Origin of the sequence: Leclercia sp. LSNIH3 (assembly GCF_002935105.1) — a bacterium.
In the GTDB taxonomy this organism is placed as follows: domain Bacteria; phylum Pseudomonadota; class Gammaproteobacteria; order Enterobacterales; family Enterobacteriaceae; genus Enterobacter; species Enterobacter adecarboxylatus.
This window is the reverse complement of record NZ_CP026387.1, coordinates 415138-433444: the sequence shown is the minus strand read 5'-3', so window position 1 is coordinate 433444 and position 18307 is coordinate 415138. Positions and strand designations below refer to the sequence as shown.

Sequence of the window (18307 nt, the reverse complement as noted above, 5' to 3'; positions counted from 1 at the left end):
TGATAGCAGGAGGTCAGCGCAATGGAAATCACTACCGCCCGGGAACAACAGCTGTTCAATGGTAAAAATTTTCATGTGTTTATCTACAACAAGGTGGAGAGCATTAGCGGTCTGCATCAGCATGATTACTATGAATTCACCATTGTGTTGACCGGCCGCTATTTTCAGGAGATCAACGGCAAGCGGGTGCTGCTGGAGCGCGGGGATTTCGTTTTTATCCCCATGGGTTCCCATCATCAGAGCTTTTACGACTTTGGCGCCACGCGCATTCTCAACGTTGGCGTCAGTAAACGCTTCTTCGAAACCCACTACGCGCCGCTGCTGCCATTCTGCTTTGTGGCCTCGCAGGTTTATCACGTCAAAAGTGAGTTCCTGAACTGGATCGACACCGTTATTGCCTCGCTTAACTTTCGTGATAGTGAATTTGATGAATTTATTGAAACGGTGACCTTCTATGTCGTCAACCGCTTACGCCACCATCGCGAAGAGCAGCAGGTGACGGACGATATCCCGCAATGGCTGCGTACCACCGTTGAAATGATGCACGACAAACTGCGTTTTGGGGAAAATGCGCTGGAGAATATGGTGGCTCTGTCGGGTAAATCGCAAGAGTACCTGACCCGGGCGACCCAGCGTTATTATCAGAAAACGCCGGTGCAAATAATTAATGAAATACGGATCAATTTCGCCAGAAAACAGCTGGAGATCACCAACTATTCGGTGACGGATATTGCTTACGAATCCGGTTATAGCAGTCCGAGCCTGTTTATTAAGACCTTCAAGAAATTGACCTCTTTTACACCTAACAGCTACCGGAAAAATATCACGGTTATTAATTAACGTCCGGCGGGATCACCGCCGGGAATAGCGATTTAAATGCTTGCCCTAAATATATGGGACGGGACCGCTATACTCTAATGGCGGATCTCCCAGGGAGAATATTATGCAAAAGAAACTGAAAGTCGTAACCATCGGCGGCGGAAGCAGCTATACCCCGGAATTACTGGAAGGGTTCCTCAAGCGTTATCATGAACTGCCGGTCAGCGAACTGTGGCTGGTGGACGTGGCCGAAGGCCAGGAGAAGCTCGATATTATTTTTGACCTCTGCCAGCGCATGGTTAAAAAAGCGGGCGTGCCGATGACCGTGCATAAAACCCTCGATCGTCGCCAGGCGCTGAAAGATGCCGATTTCGTCACCACCCAGCTACGTGTTGGCCAGCTTAAGGCGCGCGAGCTGGATGAGCGTATCCCGCTGAGCTACGGCTATCTGGGTCAGGAGACCAACGGTGCCGGTGGCCTGTTTAAAGGGCTGCGTACCATTCCGGTGGTTTTCGACATCATCAAAGACGTGCAGGAGATCTGCCCTCAGGCGTGGGTGATCAACTTTACTAACCCGGCCGGCATGGTGACCGAAGCGGTCTATCGCCACACCGATTTCAAACGCTTTATCGGGGTATGTAATATCCCTATCGGCATGAAGATGTTTATCCGCGACGTGCTGGCCCTGACCGATAACGATGAGCTTTCCATCGACCTGTTCGGCCTGAACCACATGGTCTTTATCAAAGACGTGCTGGTTAACGGCGAGTCACGCTTCGCTGAACTGCTGGACGGCGTGGCGTCGGGCACCCTGAAAGCCAGTTCGGTGAAAAATATTTTCGACCTGCCGTTCAGCGAAGGGCTGATCCGCTCCCTGAATCTGTTGCCGTGCTCTTATCTGCTTTATTACTTCAAGCTGAAAGAGATGCTGGCGATTGAGATGGGCGAGTACTACAAAGGCGGCGCCCGGGCGCAGGTGGTGCAGAAGGTGGAAAAACAGCTGTTCGATCTCTATAAAAACCCGGATCTGAACGTGAAGCCGAAAGAGCTGGAGCAGCGCGGCGGGGCATATTACTCCGATGCGGCTTGCGAAGTGATCAACGCTATCTACAACGACAAGCAGGCAGAGCATTACGTCAACGTGCCGCACCACGGTCACATTGATAATATCCCGGCCGACTGGGCGGTGGAGATGACCTGCATCCTCGGTCGCGAGGGGGCGAAGCCGCATCCCCGCCTGACCCATTTCGATGACAAAGTGATGGGGCTGATCCACACCATCAAGGGCTTTGAAGTGGCGGCAAGTCAGGCGGCGCTCAGCGGCGAGCTGAACGACGTGCTGCTGGCCCTGAACCTCAGCCCGCTGGTGCAGTCCGATCGTGATGCCGAGAAATTGGCACGCGACCTGATTCTGGCCCATGAAAAATGGTTGCCAAACTTTGCCGCCACTGTCGATAAGCTAAAAAGTGAGCAGCACTAAGAGGGATGACTATGCAATATCTGCTGATCGTCAACGCCGATGACTTTGGCCTGTCAAAAGGCCAGAACTACGGCATTGTGGAAGCCTGTCGGCACGGCGTGGTGACCTCAACCACCGCCATGGTTAACGGCGATGCGATTGAGCACGCCGCTGAACTCAGCCGGGCGCTACCGGAACTGGGAGTCGGCATGCACTTTGTTCTGACGCTCGGTATGCCGCTGACGCCAATGCCAGGGCTGACACGGGAGGGGCAATTGGGCAAATGGATCTGGCAGATGGCAGAGCAGGGGACGTTGCCGCTCGATGAGATCGCCCGCGAGCTGGACTGTCAGTTCAATCGCTTTGTCGATCTTTTCGGACGTGAGCCGACTCATATCGACAGTCATCATCATGTGCATATGATCCCGGCCATCTTCCCCATTGTGGCCGAGTTTGCCCGCCGTAAAGGGGTGGCACTGCGGGTGGATCGTCACTCTGAAGGCTTCAGCGAACTGAACGCCGAACTCCCGCCGACCACCGACGGTTTCAGTAGCGCATTTTATGGCGAGGAAATCAGTGAAGCGCTGTTCTTGCGCGTGCTGGATCACTCTGTACAGCAGGGCGAACCCTCGCTGGAAGTGATGGCGCATCCGGCCTTTATTGATAACACCGTTCGTAAAAGCGCCTATTGCTGGCCGCGCCTGACGGAACTTGATGTGCTGACATCGACCTCGCTGAAATATGCGATTGCCGAGCGCGGATATCGTCTGGGGACGTTCAGGGATTTGTGAGGAACAGCCCGGTAGCGCAAAGCTAACCGGGCAGAAAAAATACACCAGGCCGGGTGAGGCGAAGCCGCCACCCGGCTTTTTTTACGCCGGTATGCTGGCGATTTTACTGCGACGCGACCAGACACGGTGCGCCGCCATTTGCAGGACCAGCTCGTCCATAAACGCGCCTGCCGCGGTATCGCCCTCAATAATCCCTTCTTCGCCCTGATCCGCTACCTTCAACAGGGGTTTGAACTGCCGCGCATCGCCTGCCAGCGCAATCGGCTTGAGGTGCTTGTAGGCTTCCAGCAGATAGTAGACGGCATCCCCGCTTTTCAGCAGACTCTGGATATCACCGCAGGGCACCACCACCGCATCGACGGTCAATGACGGCGATCCCTCAAAGGTGGCCGCCACCGGCAACACCGAGCCATCATCGGCGATCACGTCCCCCATTCGGGAGTAGAGCAGCTTGGCGTGTACACCTTTCGCCTTCAGCGCCTGCAGCACCGCCAGCACGTCACTGGCCCGCGGGGCGTCATTGAGTAATACCGCCACGACCCGGCCTTTGATATCGCCACCGGGAACGGCATACAGACTGAGAGCAGGGTCTTTTTTCACGCCGCTGACATCCTGCGGCGGGGCCATATTGCGTTGCGCCTCGCTGAGGGTCAGCCCCAGGTTGTCCGCTACGCCCTGGGCGAGGGTAATATCAATACGCGCCAGCTGATCGACCACCCGCTCACGGATATAGGCTCGCACCACTTTACTCAGCTCAAAGCTGAAGGCTCCGATAATGTGCTCCTGCTCGACAGGCGTCTGGCTTTGCCAGAACAGGCGAGGGTGAGCGTAATACTCGGCGAAAGAGGGGCTGCGTTCACGGATTTTGGACCCTTCCACGCGCTCCTGATACGACTCAAAACCGCCACGTTTTGGCCCCGGAGGGGTCTCGCGCGGCCAGTTGTCGTTGATGGAGTTTGGTTCGTAGTTGGCCGGATTGGTGTCGATCTCCATCCGATGCATCCCGTCACGCTGGAAATTATGGTACGGGCAGGTTGGCTTGTTGATCGGGATCTCGTGGAAGTTCGGCCCGCCCAGACGGCTGATCTGGGTGTCGGTGTAGGAGAACAGACGCCCCTGCAATAACGGGTCGTTGGTAAAGTCCAGCCCGGGGACGATATGCCCAGGGTGGAAGGCCGCCTGCTCGTTCTCGGCAAAGAAGTTATCCGGGTTACGGTTGAGCACCATTTTACCCACCAGTTGAACCGGTACCAGCTCCTCGGGGATCAGCTTGGTCGGATCGAGAAGGTCAAAATCAAATTTGAACTCGTCCTCTTCCGGGATCAGCTGGAAGCCAAGCTCATATTCCGGGTAATCGCCCGCTTCGATGGCTTCCCAGAGATCGCGGCGATGGAAGTCCGGGTCGCGCCCGGTGAGCTTCTGCGCCTCATCCCACACCAGCGAGGCTTTACCCGCCACCGGCTTCCAGTGGAAACGCACAAAGGTGGCTTTACCTTCGGCATTAATCAGCCGGAAGGTATGGATGCCAAACCCTTCCATGGTGCGATAGCTGCGCGGAATACCGCGGTCGGACATTGCCCACATCACGTTATGCAGGGTTTCGGGCTGCAGCGACACGTAATCCCAGAAGGTGTCGTGCGCGCTCTGCCCCTGCGGGATCGCCCAGTGTGGCTCTGGTTTTACCGCATGAACAAAATCGGGGAACTTGTGTGCGTCCTGAATGAAAAAGATCGGCGTGTTGTTACCCACCAGATCAAAAATACCCTCTTCGGTATAAAACTTGGTCGCAAAGCCACGAATATCGCGCACCGTATCGGCAGACCCAGCGCCGCCCTGCACCGTGGAGAAGCGTACAAACACCGGAGTGATTTTCTCCGGGTCAGAGAGGAACGCGGCTTTGGTGATATCGCTCAGATTTTTGTAAGGCTGGAAATAGCCATGCGCAGCCGAACCGCGGGCGTGAACGATACGCTCCGGAATACGCTCATGGTCAAAATGGGTGATCTTCTCACGCAGGATGAAATCTTCGAGCAGGGTCGGACCGCGGGTCCCGGCGCGCAGCGAGTTCTGATCGTCAGCGATGCGCACCCCCTGATTGGTGGTGAGCGGACAGTTTTCGCCGCCTTTGCGTACGGCCTCCAGCGCGTTCAGCTTTTCATTGCCGGTATGCGGTGCCTTCAGGCTGCCGGGTGCCGTTGGCTCCTTGCCCGGCGGGGTAGGAACAGGGCTGGCGAGGTGGGAACCATCGTCGGGAGCCAGTGAATCCATCCCGGGTTTCGCTTCGTTTTCGTCATGTACCGGGGATTGCTGCGGGTGGTGAGTCTTATCATTTTGCGACATTGCACTCGTCTCCTGTTTTCATTACTGAAACACGGTCATATTTGCGTTAAAACTCAATAACTATAGAACATTACGGGTAGAACACCGGGTGATAACCCGATCTCTGGCTGCCGCTTACGCTTGAGATGACACATGGGGCGCGACGCAGGAGGGGCAATCGGCTATCATAGGAATTTACTGATTTTTGAGTTTGCTTTAGTGAACCCGCTGCTTATGAAACCTCTTCGCCAACAAAATCGTCCTGTTATCAGTTACCAGCCCCGCGTTGAACCCGCGCCGCCAGAACATGCCAGCAAAATGGATGGCTTTCGTGACGTGTGGTTGTTACGCGGCAAATACGTGGCCTTTGTGCTAATTGGCGAGCGTTTTCGCCGTTCACCGGCGTTTAGCGTGCCGGAGTCGGCTCAACGTTGGGCGATGCAGGTCCGCCAGGAAGAAGAAGTTGAGGATTAACAGATAATAAAAAACCGCCTTCATCACTGAAGGCGGTTTTTTTAGCAGGGGAGGCGCTTAGCGATGCGCCAGCTCCGCATGTTCATCACTTTCCAGCACCGCTTTATCGGTCTGCTTCAGCCACTGGCTGGTGAGCGTACCGGCCGTCATTGAGCCGCTGACGTTCAGCGCAGTACGGCCCATGTCGATCAACGGTTCAACGGAGATCAGCAGTGCCACCAGCGTAACTGGCAGACCCAGCGCAGGCAGGACAATCAGCGCGGCGAAGGTCGCGCCGCCGCCCACACCGGCTACACCGGCAGAACTCACGGTCACAATCCCGACAAGGGTCGCAATCCAGACCGGATCCAGCGGGTTAATACCTACCGTTGGTGCAACCATCACTGCCAGCATCGCCGGGTAGAGACCAGCACAACCGTTCTGACCAATAGTCGCGCCGAAGGAGGCAGAGAAACTGGCGATCGATTCCGGCACGCCCAGACGACGGGTCTGCGCTTCCACGTTCAGTGGAATGGAGGCAGCGCTGGAGCGGCTGGTAAAGGCGAAGGTCAGCACCGGCCATACTTTACGGAAATATTTCAGCGGGCTGACGCCATTCACGCCGAGCAGGATGCCGTGAACCACAAACATAATGCCCAGGCCGAGGTAGGAGGCCACCACGAAGCTGCCCAGCTTGATGATGTCCTGCAGGTTAGAGCCTGCCACCACTTTGGTCATCAGCGCCAGAACGCCGTATGGGGTCAGCTGCATCACCAGACGCACCAGCTTCATCACCCAGCTTTGCAGGGTATCGATGGCGGTCAGGACGCGCTCGCCTTTCGGAGCGTCATCTTTCAGCAGTTTCAGCGCAGCCACACCGAGGAAGGCAGCGAAAATCACCACGCTGATGATTGACGTTGGGTTAGCCCCGGTCAGATCGGCAAACGGGTTTTTCGGGATAAAGGAGAGCAGCATCTGCGGTACGGTAAGATCCGCGACTTTACCCGCATAGTTGGTCTCGATGGCGGTCAGACGCGCGGTTTCCGCGGTGCCCTGCACCAGGCCTTCGGCGGTGAGGCCAAACAGGTTAGTAACCAGCACACCCACCAGAGCGGAGATCAGCGTAGTAAACAGCAGCGTGCCGATGGTCAAAACGCTGATTTTACCCAGCTGAGACGCATTATGCAGACGGGCAACAGCGCTCAGAATAGAGGCAAATACCAGCGGCATGACAATCATCTGCAGCAGCTGGACGTAGCCGTTACCGACTACGTTAAACCACTGGATAGAGTCTTTCAGTACCGGGTTGCTGGCACCGTAAATGGCCTGCAGCGCCAGCCCGAAGACCACGCCCATTACCAGACCGACCAGTACTTTTTTAGCGAGGCTCCACTGTTTGTGACGCGACTGCGCCAGCAACAACAGTAAGCCAACGAACACCACAATGTTCGCGATTAATGGAAAATTCATCCCCGTTCTCCTGATTGAATAGCAGATCGTATTAGGTCCGACCTTATTGCCGCAAGATTATCAGAAGTGTGATCGCGTCGCTTATATCCAAATGGAATGGGTTATGCCAAAACGCCTGAATTTGTCCAGTTACTGCTCACTTTGATGGTGAATAAAGCGATTGAACTGAAACTGCAGGGAATTGATCATGTGCGAAGACCAGCGCACGGCACCGTTTTCCGGCAGCGTCTGCGGCATCCACACCGCCCATGCGAACAGGGCCATGCACAATGCGCGCTCTAACTGGTTGCCTTTTTGTGGGCGCAGGATCGGCAGACGAAAACGCCAGCGGCAGGGCCACAGCAGGGGAACACCCGCCGGAGTGAGCATGTCGGCCAGAATATGGCTTAGATAGCCCAGCACCATTCCCTGGATAGCATCCGCCGGGATCAGCCAGCTGTCGGGCACTTTTAAATAGAAGAGCGTGAGGGCGGCAAAGACCGCCAGCAGACTATGGGTAAAACCGCGATGGCCGCAGGCGCGGGCAATGGGTTTGGAGATCCACTTCAGCCGCTGCCCGAGCAGCGACTTGGGGTGATCGATATCAGGTAACAGGCAGGTCAAAACTGCCGATGGCACGATATGCCACCAGTCGCCCTGCGCCAGCACAGGTGTAAGCTCAGCGTTTTTGGCAAACACTGCGCAGGCGAGAGAAAAGAGCAGATGACCTTCCGCCGTCATGATAAAACCCACTAAACTGTCAATGCATCCAGTATAGGGATTTTATACAGTATACGGAAGTAGTGACGGTGTAACTCTTTGTCACAAAGCGGTTAACGTGCGAGCCAGCCTCCATCGACGGCGAGGGTATAGCCGTTGACGTAATCCGAGGCTGACGAGGCCAGAAATACTGCCGGACCCTGCAGGTCCTCCGGCTTGCCCCAGCGACCCGCCGGAATGCGGTCGAGGATCTCTTTGCTGCGCTGCTCGTCATCGCGTAACTGCTGGGTATTGTTAGTCGCCATATAACCCGGCGCAATGGCGTTCACGTTGATGCCATGTTGTGCCCACTCGTTAGCCAGCAGGCGGGTGATACCCAGCACGCCACTTTTCGATGCGGTATACGAAGGAACGCGGATCCCCCCCTGGAATGACAGCATCGAGGCGATATTAATGATCTTGCCCCCTTGCCCCTGGGCGATGAACTGACGGGCCACGGCCTGCGACAGGAAAAAGACCGATTTCAAGTTGAGATTCATCACCTCATCCCAGTCCTTTTCGCTGAAGGTCAGGGCATCTTCCCGGCGGATGGTACCGGCGTTATTGACCAGAATATCCACGCGGCCCATCCCGGCGACAACCTGCTCGACGATATCATTGATGCCGTCCTGCTTGCTGAGATCGGCCTGGATTGCCATAAAACGGCGGCCCAGTGCTTTCACGCCTGCGGCAGTCTCTTCGGGGATCCGACGATTGACGCTCACGATGTCGCAGCCTGCCTGTGCCAGACCCAGCGCCATGCCCTGGCCAAGACCGGTATCACAGCCGGTCACGATGGCAACTTTTCCTGAAAGATTAAAGGCATCCAGTATCATACAAACCTCAGAAAGTAGGGGGGTATAGTTGTTCTGAGATAAGCATAGAAGCAGCAGATGGGAATATCAAATTAAAATGAAATGATGTTTTAAAAATTTTATGTGGATCATGTTTGCGGGCAACCCGGCGCTGCCCGCTGACATTAATTACCCGTGCAGATGCGCCACGGTAAGGTCCTGCAGTGAGTCGAGTTTAACGTCTGCCAGCGCGTAGCGGACGTCATGCCGGTTCTCCTCGGCGGGGACAACAATAGCGCGCATCCGCGCTGCTTTGCTGGCAATCATGCCGTTGACTGAGTCTTCCAGCGCCACGCAGGTGGTCGGGTCGACACCCAACTTCGCGGCGCAGTCCATATATACCTGGGGGTGCGGTTTGCTGTAAGGCAGTTTTTCTGCCGAAGCCAGCGCATCAAAGCTGTCGTGCAGATCAAACATAATCAGCACTTTCTCCAGCATATGCAGCGGCGAGGCGGAAGCCAGGCCAACCTTCAGCCCCTGTGCCTTGCACAGGGCCACGGCTTCATGCGCCCCTTTCAGCAGCGGGCGGTTCTCTTCCACCAACGTAATCGCCCGGTTGATGATGCGGTCGGTCACCTCGTCACGGCCAGGGCCTGACCAGGGCTGGTGGGCATACCAGAGTTCCACCACCATATCGATACGCAGGCCCAGGGTATCCGGCAGTTCGTGACGGCGGCTGATATCCACGCCCAGGCTGGCCATCACATCCAGTTCGGCCCGATCCCAGAGCGGCTCGGAATCAATCAGTAATCCATCCATATCAAAAATGGCTGCAAGAATTTGACGCGGAGTCGACATGCAACTTCTCCTTTCTTGGGGTGAGCAGTGATAAAGACTACCTAACCCCAGCAATTTACCATATCGCCTGCAAAGAACGGGCGAAAATGAGATCCAGCAGGTAGACTTAGCCTCAAAGGATGTATTTTAAAAATGAGGAACCGATGACATATCAACAAGCTGGACGGGTAGCAATACTGAAGATCATCGCCGGATGGATTATTTTTATCCCGGCAGTCATCTCAACCATTATTTCCGTCCTGAAATTTATCTATGACCACAGCGAAAAGCAGGCCGGGATCAATGCCGTGATGCTGGATTTTGCCCATGTCATGATCGAAATGATGCGCTTTAACACGCCGTTTCTGAATTTCTTCTGGTACAACTCTCCGACGCCCGACTTCAGGCAGGGCATGAATATTGCCTTCTGGATTATCTTTGCCCTGATCTTTATCGCCCTGGCGTTGCAGGCTTCAGGTGCGCGGATGCGCCGACAGACACGTCTTATTCGTGAAGGGCTGGAGGCCCAGTTGATTCTTGAGAAGGCGAAAGGGGATGAAGGGTTAACGCGCGAACAGATCGAATCGCGCATTGTGGTACCGAACCACACCATTTTCTTGCAGATTTTCACCCTCTATGTACTGCCGGTGCTGATGATCATCGCCGGGTACTTCCTGTTTTCCCTTCTCGGCCTGTTATAAATGTACGCCGCCGGGCAATGTAGCCCGGCAGTCTGTACCTTATGCCGCCAGCACGCGATCCAGCGCTTTTTGCGCATTTACCATATGCTCACCGCCAAACAGGATGGCGCGGTTCATCAGGGTATAAAGCTGATACACGGGTTGCCTTTGCAGAAAGTCGGCCGGTAAGGGTGAAATGGACTGATAGCCGTCGTAAATCTGCGGCGGCTGTTCTGGATGTAGCGGCAGCATGGCCAGGTCGCACTCTCTGTCCCCCCAGTAGCAGGCCGGATCAAAGATATAAGGACCGTTTGGACCCAGCGCGCAGTTGTCCGACCATAAATCGCCGTGCAGCAGGGAAGGTTGCGGCTGATGCGAGGCCAGGCGCTGCTGGATATGATCGACAATGGCATCGATGTTACCGAACTCCAGCCCTTTTTCTGCTGCCAGCTCCAGCTGCCAGCCTATCCGCTGTTCGGCAAAGAAGGTCGACCAGCGTCGTTGCCAGGCGTTGGGTTGGGGAGTAGTGGAAAGGTCGTTGTCAAAATCGAGACCGAACTGCGGCTGATCGCTCCATTGATGCAGACGGGCAATCTGTTGCCCCAGAATAAAGGCATTGTGCGCATCAAGTGGGCGGGCAGGGAGGTAATCCATCACCAGAAAGCTGTAGTCGCGATCGCTGCCGACGGCCCGGACCTGGGGTACGGAGACGGTTTTGCTGCGGGAGAGCAGTTCCAGCTGGTCAGCCTCAGCGGTAAAGATGGGTAAAAGTTCACGTTCATCACATTTAACGAAGAGGTCGCGTCCCGCATAGCGCAGATGCCATGCGGCGTGGATCTCGCCTCCTGGCAGCTCGTTACGCAGTTCAATTTCACCTTCGCCCAGTTGTTCACTTAAAAGATGACTGATAGCCTGCCACATGATCGCTCTCCCATGTTGTCTGCCAGATCATAAAGTTAGCGTGAAACTATGGTCAAAAAACACGAACTAACGCACATCTGCGCCGTTTGGTTGGCCCTGTGGCATTTATTGCTGCTGTTTCTGCCAGTTTTCCCAGCTCGTCACTTCAACCTGCGGCTCTTTTCCGGTGGCGTTCTCTACCAGACCCGTGGCCAGCGCCTTTACCTCATCTTCACTCAATGGGCTAACCAGCCCGTAGGTATGGGTGCCCAGTTCATGCAGGTTGCCGTCCTCGTCAGTCATGGTCAGTAAAAAACCGCCGCGGGTAAGATTATTATTGATTTCATTGAGTTCCGTCAGTGAGTCTTCATGAATTTTGACGGTTACCACATAGCGAGCGATCTCTCCACTGCTCATAATTCACCTCATTGTTATCACGAAATTTTTTTAGCATAGACGATTCATGTCATTTGTCGCCCTCGCCGGGTAGCCGGGAGGGCAACGATTATGCATTTGTCAGGTATGTAAATATTTTCTGGGTGTCATCCAGCGAGCACAGCCGGGTGCCATGATTGATGGTTGCCGCACTGCCTGCGGCTACGCCGTATTGGGTCATTTCCCGTAAGGACGCGCCTTGCGCCAGCTTCAGTGTCATCGCGCCCACCATGCTGTCACCCGCGCCGACGGTGCTCTGGCTTTTCATGGGGGGTGGCACCACCTGCACCGAGCCGGTTTCATCCACGGCCAGTGCGCCTTGCGGGCCGAGGGACACGACAACCCGCCGGGCTTTGCCGCTCTTCACCAACTCTTCCGCGGCGCTGCGCACGTCATCCGGCTGGCTAAGATCGCGATTGACCAGTGCGCTAAGCTCTTTCTGGTTAGGTTTCACCAGCTCGATGTTGCCAAGGGTCAGCGCGGCGCTGAGGGCCTGCCCGGAGCTGTCAACGATACAGCGGATACCGTTCTGTTGCGCAGCGCGAATTAGCTGCGTCAGCCGTTCGGTTTTGACACCCGGTGGCAGGCTGCCGCTGATAACCAGCAGCGCGCCACTCTCGATGGCCAGCACTTTCTCTTCCAGCTGGCGAAACTCATCTTCGCTCAGGGTCGCGCCGGGCATGACAAAGCGGTACTGCTCGTGGGTGGATTCAACATGTACGTGCAGGTTTTGCCGGGTCCAGTCATGGGATTCAACCGTATCCACGGCGACCTGCTCATCAGCCAGCAGCGAGACGAGGTGTTCGCCCGTCGCGCCGCCAGCGGGAAAGATGGCGGTTGCTTTACCGCCAAGGTGAACGATGGCACGCGCCACGTTAATCCCGCCGCCACCGGGTTCGAATACCGGCGCGCTGCAGCGAAGCTTACCTTCAGGATAGAGTTGAGCCGTCAGGGTTGCGCTGTCCAGAGAAGGGGAGGGCGTCAACGTAAAGATACGATCCATGCTGATCTCCTGTGAATGAGTATAACCTTAAGCCTGGCACCGAACCTGCGGAAGGGAAAGTAAATAACAATATGATTTTCAATATGAATATCGTTACCTACCGTGACTTTTATTTATAAATAACAGGCTGCTTTGAGATCGTTCTTATTCCAAAAATGAAACAAGAAATCATTGCTATGTTATTTGAGCCTTTTTATAATTTGTTACCTTTCGCGGGATCCCATGGCATTGATCCGCAAGAAAGTTTCCGGGACCGTAATGGTCTCTTTTTTTGTTGTACGGACTCTTTATAAATGAAAACTATAAATTCTATCGTACAAGTCTGATAGACTGATTCCTCATCTCTACACTGTTCAGGCACATGCAGCAATGATTCACCTTGCCATACCTTACCGACGCTTCAGCAGCGACAAGCAAACAGGCAATTCATCCCTAACCAGACAGCAAGACCTCGTCACAAAATGGCTGTCTAAGAATCCTGAATACAAGACTCTTCCACAGTTTGACTATGTGGATGAAGCTGTGTCTGGCTATCACGGTGACAATATCAAATTTGGTCAGTTAGGTGAATTTATCTCGGAAGTGGAGAAGGGCACCTTCAACCATTACAAGGCTCCGACTCTCCTTATAGAAAACTTTGACCGTTTCGGCAGGCTTAAGCCCCGTAAAGCTCTTGGCTACATCACCGATATCTTAGAGGCTGGTGTATCCATTTGCCTGCTAGACCGTAGTGAAGTCATTACCCCTGATAAGGTGGATGACGATTTCTTCCTGATGCAACTTGTAATGACCGCTTCCCGCGCCCATGGTGAGAGCAAGCGTAAGTCTGACAATGTGACTAAGGCATGGCAGATTAAAGCAGAAGGCATTGCAGACGGTGCAACCCTGACTCGTAACGTACCATTCTGGATTAACCCGGATGACCGTCAACTTGTGATTCCTGAAAGAGCGAAGCTGGTGGAACGTATCTTCAAAATGCGTCTTGAGTCTATGTCCTGTTACGCTATCGGTAAAATTCTCAATCAGGAGGGTATTCCGGTATACACACACCGTACCGTGACCCCCGGTAAGGAATATAAAAAACGCAGAGTCGCCCCTTGCTGGCATTCAGCTAACGTATCCGGGCTACTTTCTAACAAAGCTGTATTGGGTATCCTACCCGCGCAACAGGTCAATAAGCATAACAAGCACCGTCAGGATACCTTACGTACTGATACGCCCGGCTACTATCCTGCTGTTATTTCAGCGACGCTCTTTGCAGCGGTTCAATCTCTGAAGGATGAAAAGCACGGTAAGAAGCGTGTTCTCTCCAATATCAACAGCATCCAAATCTTCAAGAAAATGCTTCGTTGTGTCTGCGGTGCTTATATGGATGTAACTGGCTGTCGTTCAACGTATGCAGGTGTGTTTAAATGCGCCTCAGCGCGTGCAGGTTCAACGCTATGCACTAAGCCATCTATCAACCGTCAGAAGGTAGAGGAAGCCCTCCTGACTCGTCTGTTGCCTTCTCTGACCCGTCTGGATGTTAACCACGAACTATCTAACCAGATTGAAACACTCAAAGCTGAGATAGAAGGCTTAGACACCCTGATACGCAAAGGTTGGGAAGACTACGAGAACAGTGACCACCCTTTCTACCTCTCTGACGGGCAAGCTTCACGAATTTCTCAGAACGAAAAGAAACGTGAAGAGAAAAGGTCAGAGCTTGCTGCGCTAAGCGTTACCGAACAGTCATCCGTGTACGAGAATATCAGCCATCTCGACCTTTCCGACTACACACAACGCTGTGAGGCAAGGGTCATCATCAAGCGCATGATTTCATCCATCACCATAGACACGGACAAAGGTTTACTTGATGTGCACCTTGTAAACGGCAACTCCATCACAGGCTTCTGTATTGACTCCACCAGCAATAAAAAGGCTGTATTTACAGAGGCTACAGACGAAGAGAAGCAAGCAGAACTAACAGCAATCATTGGTGAGCGTCTACCGCTGGTCATCCCTGCTGGTGACCCTGTTGGAGTGGCTTATGAGCCTATGTGTCTTGCCCCATATTGGGTGCAGGAAGAGATGGAGAAGGAAGGGCAGAGACCACCAGCAGAAGATTGAATAAAAGGGGCGCAATGCCCCTCTGACAAGGCTAATAATTATCCCTGACCACTTCATCGTATCGCTCAATAAACGTTAATCTCTTATTGCTGTCGCTATAAGTCTCGACCCATTTTTTTACGGCTTCTTCGAACAGATACAGGAAGTCGGTATAGTTCACATAAACGATACCGTCATGTTCTTGAGTAGGATAACCCCGCTTACAGATAGCAATGCTCAAACGACGCTCTTTACCTTGCATAACCTTACGGGCGTTAAGGTTAGTCATATGCAGAAGAGAATTTCTTAATTCATATAGTTCGTCAGAGCTAACACCAAGAGTTTGAATTTCTGAATAGGTATCAAGCCACTGCTGGAATAGTCTGTTAGTATCGCCAAACTCGATATAGGCGATAGTGTCAACGAAAGACATCAACAGTTTGAAGCTTGCAAGGTAGTGCTTATTGTTGAAGAGAAGTCTTATCGGTTCCATGTGGTCATCATTGAGCAACCTCGCTATATGGAAGCCTTCTTCATCCTTGTAGCTATCGAGGTAATCAGTGAAGTGGTTTACTGAATTTGGCCACCTGAACAGAGGTGATATGCTCACCTCAGAACAACACAGGTGCCATAATGAAAAAAAGAAATTTCAGCGCAGAGTTTAAACGCGAATCCGCTCAACTGGTCGTTGACCAGAATTACACCGTGGCAGATGCAGCCAGCGCTATGGATGTCGGCCTTTCCACAATGACGCGATGGGTGAAACAATTACGTGATGAGCGGCAGGGAAAAACACCAAAAGCCTCCCCCATTACCCCGGAACAAATTGAAATCCGTGAGCTCAGGAAAAAGCTACAACGTACTGAAATGGAAAATGAAATATTAAAAAAGGCTACCGCGCTCTTGATGTCAGACTCCCTGAACAGTTCTCGATAATCGGGAAACTCAGGGCGCGTTATCCTGTGGCCACTCTCTGCCATGTGTTCGGGGTCCATCGCAGCAGCTACAAATACTGGAAAAACCGTCCTGAAAAGCCAGACGGCAGACGGGCTGTATTACGCAGCCAGGTACTTGAACTGCATGGCATCAGCCACGGCTCTGCCGGAGCAAGAAGCATCGCCACAATGGCAACCCAGAGAGGCTACCAGATGGGGCGCTGGCTTGCTGGCAGACTCATGAAAGAGCTGGGGCTGGTCAGTTGCCAGCAGCCGACTCACCGGTATAAGCGTGGCGGTCATGAGCACGTTGCTATCCCGAATCATCTTGAGCGACAGTTCGCCGTAACGGAACCAAATCAGGTGTGGTGCGGTGATGTGACCTATAGTGTGCCCGGAGTTCAGGGCGGGCATGGATGCTTAAATGAACCGCGAGTCTGTCTGGAATATTGAACCGGTAACTCACGATGAGAAACCCAACAATCCCACCGGGTGTGACGGTGGAGAACCTGAGCGGCAGTGACCTGCGGCATGCCCGCAGGGTGATGTAACCCGCTGACAACGGGGATTGAGGCGAGATCACTAAGCCGAGATGATCCTCAAGGTTAAGTACTGAAAGGCTGAAGAACATGAACCCGTTAATCCGCCTCTGTGGGTTGAAAACGTCACCACGGCCTACGTGATCTGACAGGCCGTGCAGGAGGAACTGGCAGTGATACGTAAGCACTGCCGGTCGAAGGTGTTTTGACATGTATGCGAAACACCGGGGCAGCAGCGTCTATCACGCTTGCGTTGCTGACTTCTGCCAACTTGCGGCAAGCAAGGATAAAGAGTGCGACGGGCAGCCTCCTCAGTATGCCTGAGTCCAGGCAGGTAAACCGGGGAAGGTCAGCGACGGATGTTAAGGGGGCATGGCTCCGATGACGCGCTGGCTGGCGGAGCTTCCGTAGTAGTCCGCGATGGGGAAAGCCCATTACATGGCGAAGGGAAGCAGTTTGAATGTGTTTGCGACGTGAATTAACTGACCTAACGAGGTGAAGACCTTTGATAATCAGCGAAATGCAACGCAAGCTTGCCACATGGGCAGCCACCGATCCGTCCCTACGGATTCAACGGCTGCTGCGTCTGATAACACAACCAGAATGGCTGGCTGAAGCGGCGCGGATCACGCTTTCATCAAAGGGGGCCCATACCCCCGGCGTTGATGGCGTGAACAAAACAATGCTACAGGCCAGACTGGCTGTTGAGCTGCAAATCCTCAGGGATGAATTACTCTCAGGCCACTACCAGCCCTTGCCCGCCAGACGGGTTTACATCCCTAAAAGCAACGGCAAACTGCGACCACTGGGTATCCCCGCGTTGCGGGATCGTATTGTTCAGCGGGCCATGCTGATGGCGATGGAGCCGATATGGGAGAGTGATTTTCATACGCTCTCATATGGCTTCCGGCCTGAGCGCAGTGTCCACCACGCGATCCGCACGGTGAAATTACAGCTCACAGACTGTGGTGAAACCCGGGGACGCTGGGTGATTGAAGGCGACCTGTCCAGTTACTTCGACACCGTACATCATCGACTGCTGATGAAGGCTGTACGCCGCAGGATCAGTGACGCACGTTTCATGACTCTGCTGTGGAAAACCATCAAGGCGGGACATATCGATGTCGGTCTCTTTCGGGCGGCCAGTGAAGGTGTACCACAGGGCGGTGTTATATCGCCGCTATTATCGAACATCATGCTGAATGAGTTCGATCAATACCTGCATGAGCGCTACCTGAGCGGGAAAGCCAGAAAAGATCGGTGGTACTGGAATAACAGTATCCAACGGGGCCGAAGTACGGCGGTCAGAGAAAACTGGCAGTGGAAACCCGCGGTGGCGTACTGCCGCTATGCCGATGATTTTGTCCTCATCGTCAAAGGCACCAAAGCACAGGCGGAAGCCATCAGGGAGGAGTGTCGGGGTGTGCTCGAAGGCAGTCTGAAACTCAGGCTGAACATGGATAAGACTAAAATCACCCATGTTAATGACGGCTTTATCTTTCTGGGGCACAGGATCATTCGCAAACGCAGTCGTTATGGCGAGATGCGAGTGGTCTCAACGATCCCGCAGGAGAAAGCCAGAAACTTCGCCGCATCGCTGACAGCACTGTTATCAGGCAACTACAGTGAAAGCAAAGTCGATATGGCTGAACAACTCAACCGAAAACTGAAAGGCTGGGCCATGTTCTATCAGTTCGTTGATTTTAAGGCCAAAGTCTTCAGTTATATCGACCGTGTCGTGTTCTGGAAGCTGGCTCACTGGCTGGCCCGCAAATACCGTACAGGTATCGCTTCCCTGATGAGGTGGTGGTGTAAATCACCGAAACCGGGTCAGAGCAAAACGTGGGTTTTATTTGGTAAAACCAATCACGGCAAGCTCAGCGGCGAAATACTGTACCGGTTGGTGGGGCAAGGCAAGAAGCTGTTCCGCTGGCGGCTACCCGAAGGTAATCCCTATCTGAGGACGGAGACCAGAAACACGTATACATCGCGCTTTACAGAAGTGGCAATGGCGTTCGCCAGCATTTAAATGGAGAGCCGGATGCGC

The 18307-nt window shown here is 53.8% G+C and carries 16 protein-coding genes and 1 pseudogene; 8 read left to right on the top strand and 9 right to left on the bottom strand.

The features are described 5' to 3' along the window. The first annotated feature begins 21 nt into the window (after nt 1-21). The 3 genes from chbR to chbG all read left to right on the top strand — a co-directional run bounded on the left by chbR (nt 22) and on the right by chbG (nt 3069). Nucleotides 22-840 (top strand): transcriptional regulator ChbR, encoded by an 819-nt coding sequence (chbR, locus tag C3F35_RS02145; RefSeq protein WP_032617723.1) that lies wholly within the window; start codon nt 22-24, stop codon nt 838-840. A gap of 103 nt (nt 841-943) precedes the next feature. Further along, complete coding sequence (locus C3F35_RS02140; protein ID WP_103792867.1) at nt 944-2299, top strand: 6-phospho-beta-glucosidase; 1356 nt, start codon at nt 944-946, stop codon at nt 2297-2299. A gap of 11 nt (nt 2300-2310) precedes the next feature. Continuing rightward, entirely contained in the window at nt 2311-3069 is a 759-nt protein-coding gene (gene chbG, locus C3F35_RS02135) for a chitin disaccharide deacetylase (RefSeq protein ID WP_103792866.1), read from the top strand. A gap of 81 nt (nt 3070-3150) precedes the next feature. On the opposite strand, the gene katE is transcribed toward chbG, so the two are convergent. After that, entirely contained in the window at nt 3151-5409 is a 2259-nt protein-coding gene (gene katE, locus C3F35_RS02130) for a catalase HPII (protein WP_077226390.1), read from the bottom strand. A gap of 213 nt (nt 5410-5622) precedes the next feature. Here katE and cedA point away from each other — a divergent pair, with 213 nt between their 5' ends. After that, nucleotides 5623-5862 (top strand): cell division activator CedA, encoded by a 240-nt coding sequence (gene cedA, locus C3F35_RS02125; protein ID WP_032617825.1) that lies wholly within the window; start codon nt 5623-5625, stop codon nt 5860-5862. 57 nt (nt 5863-5919) lie between these two features. Here the strand turns inward: cedA and C3F35_RS02120 are convergent, their stop codons facing one another. From C3F35_RS02120 to hxpB, 4 genes are all read right to left on the bottom strand, one after another. Then, entirely contained in the window at nt 5920-7311 is a 1392-nt protein-coding gene (locus C3F35_RS02120; RefSeq protein ID WP_032617728.1) for an L-cystine transporter, read from the bottom strand. 129 nt (nt 7312-7440) lie between these two features. Further along, a complete protein-coding gene (locus C3F35_RS02115; RefSeq protein WP_032617729.1) occupies nt 7441-8031 on the bottom strand; it encodes a metal-dependent hydrolase in 591 nt (196 codons plus the stop codon). A gap of 92 nt (nt 8032-8123) precedes the next feature. Continuing rightward, on the bottom strand, nt 8124-8885 hold the full coding sequence (kduD, locus tag C3F35_RS02110; RefSeq protein ID WP_077226389.1) for a 2-dehydro-3-deoxy-D-gluconate 5-dehydrogenase KduD: 762 nt from the start codon (nt 8883-8885) through the stop codon (nt 8124-8126). Nucleotides 8886-9032: 147 nt separating this feature from the next. After that, a complete protein-coding gene (gene hxpB / locus C3F35_RS02105; RefSeq protein ID WP_103792865.1) occupies nt 9033-9701 on the bottom strand; it encodes a hexitol phosphatase HxpB in 669 nt (222 codons plus the stop codon). Between the two features lie 143 nt (nt 9702-9844). On the opposite strand from hxpB, the gene C3F35_RS02100 reads away from it, so the two are divergent. Next, nucleotides 9845-10381, top strand: coding sequence for a YniB family protein (locus tag C3F35_RS02100; RefSeq protein ID WP_103793012.1), 537 nt, complete (start codon nt 9845-9847; stop codon nt 10379-10381). A gap of 39 nt (nt 10382-10420) precedes the next feature. Here the strand turns inward: C3F35_RS02100 and C3F35_RS02095 are convergent, their stop codons facing one another. From C3F35_RS02095 to pfkB, 3 genes are all read right to left on the bottom strand, one after another. Continuing rightward, on the bottom strand, nt 10421-11281 hold the full coding sequence (locus tag C3F35_RS02095; protein ID WP_059308155.1) for a fructosamine kinase family protein: 861 nt from the start codon (nt 11279-11281) through the stop codon (nt 10421-10423). Nucleotides 11282-11386: 105 nt separating this feature from the next. Then, the gene (ghoS, locus tag C3F35_RS02090) at nt 11387-11677 is read right to left on the bottom strand and encodes a type V toxin-antitoxin system endoribonuclease antitoxin GhoS (protein ID WP_032617733.1); all 291 of its coding nucleotides are present in this window, start codon (nt 11675-11677) and stop codon (nt 11387-11389) included. Between the two features lie 88 nt (nt 11678-11765). Beyond that, nucleotides 11766-12698 (bottom strand): 6-phosphofructokinase II, encoded by a 933-nt coding sequence (pfkB, locus tag C3F35_RS02085; RefSeq protein WP_103792864.1) that lies wholly within the window; start codon nt 12696-12698, stop codon nt 11766-11768. 369 nt (nt 12699-13067) lie between these two features. Between pfkB and C3F35_RS02080 the strand changes: the two genes are divergently transcribed. Further along, on the top strand, nt 13068-14807 hold the full coding sequence (locus C3F35_RS02080) for a recombinase family protein (protein WP_103792863.1): 1740 nt from the start codon (nt 13068-13070) through the stop codon (nt 14805-14807). Nucleotides 14808-14838: 31 nt separating this feature from the next. On the opposite strand, the gene C3F35_RS02075 is transcribed toward C3F35_RS02080, so the two are convergent. Further along, complete coding sequence (locus C3F35_RS02075; RefSeq protein ID WP_233211656.1) at nt 14839-15279, bottom strand: hypothetical protein; 441 nt, start codon at nt 15277-15279, stop codon at nt 14839-14841. Nucleotides 15280-15419: 140 nt separating this feature from the next. Here C3F35_RS02075 and C3F35_RS02070 point away from each other — a divergent pair. Further along, a pseudogene (locus C3F35_RS02070) lies at nt 15420-16108 on the top strand (IS3-like element ISEc52 family transposase); the annotation flags it as partial. Nucleotides 16109-16780: 672 nt separating this feature from the next. Continuing rightward, entirely contained in the window at nt 16781-18289 is a 1509-nt protein-coding gene (gene ltrA, locus C3F35_RS02060; RefSeq protein WP_001189111.1) for a group II intron reverse transcriptase/maturase, read from the top strand. The last annotated feature ends 18 nt before the right edge of the window (nt 18290-18307 follow it).

Coding starts and splice junctions, on each gene's coding strand:
- chbR (WP_032617723.1), top strand. CDS start 22: ATGGAAATCACTACCGCCCGGGAACAACAGCTGTTCAATGGTAAAAAT.
- C3F35_RS02140 (WP_103792867.1), top strand. CDS start 944: ATGCAAAAGAAACTGAAAGTCGTAACCATCGGCGGCGGAAGCAGCTAT.
- chbG (WP_103792866.1), top strand. CDS start 2,311: ATGCAATATCTGCTGATCGTCAACGCCGATGACTTTGGCCTGTCAAAA.
- katE (WP_077226390.1), bottom strand. CDS start 5,409: ATGTCGCAAAATGATAAGACTCACCACCCGCAGCAATCCCCGGTACAT.
- cedA (WP_032617825.1), top strand. CDS start 5,623: ATGAAACCTCTTCGCCAACAAAATCGTCCTGTTATCAGTTACCAGCCC.
- C3F35_RS02120 (WP_032617728.1), bottom strand. CDS start 7,311: ATGAATTTTCCATTAATCGCGAACATTGTGGTGTTCGTTGGCTTACTG.
- C3F35_RS02115 (WP_032617729.1), bottom strand. CDS start 8,031: ATGACGGCGGAAGGTCATCTGCTCTTTTCTCTCGCCTGCGCAGTGTTT.
- kduD (WP_077226389.1), bottom strand. CDS start 8,885: ATGATACTGGATGCCTTTAATCTTTCAGGAAAAGTTGCCATCGTGACC.
- hxpB (WP_103792865.1), bottom strand. CDS start 9,701: ATGTCGACTCCGCGTCAAATTCTTGCAGCCATTTTTGATATGGATGGA.
- C3F35_RS02100 (WP_103793012.1), top strand. CDS start 9,845: ATGACATATCAACAAGCTGGACGGGTAGCAATACTGAAGATCATCGCC.
- C3F35_RS02095 (WP_059308155.1), bottom strand. CDS start 11,281: ATGTGGCAGGCTATCAGTCATCTTTTAAGTGAACAACTGGGCGAAGGT.
- ghoS (WP_032617733.1), bottom strand. CDS start 11,677: ATGAGCAGTGGAGAGATCGCTCGCTATGTGGTAACCGTCAAAATTCAT.
- pfkB (WP_103792864.1), bottom strand. CDS start 12,698: ATGGATCGTATCTTTACGTTGACGCCCTCCCCTTCTCTGGACAGCGCA.
- C3F35_RS02080 (WP_103792863.1), top strand. CDS start 13,068: ATGATTCACCTTGCCATACCTTACCGACGCTTCAGCAGCGACAAGCAA.
- C3F35_RS02075 (WP_233211656.1), bottom strand. CDS start 15,279: ATGGAACCGATAAGACTTCTCTTCAACAATAAGCACTACCTTGCAAGC.
- ltrA (WP_001189111.1), top strand. CDS start 16,781: ATGCAACGCAAGCTTGCCACATGGGCAGCCACCGATCCGTCCCTACGG.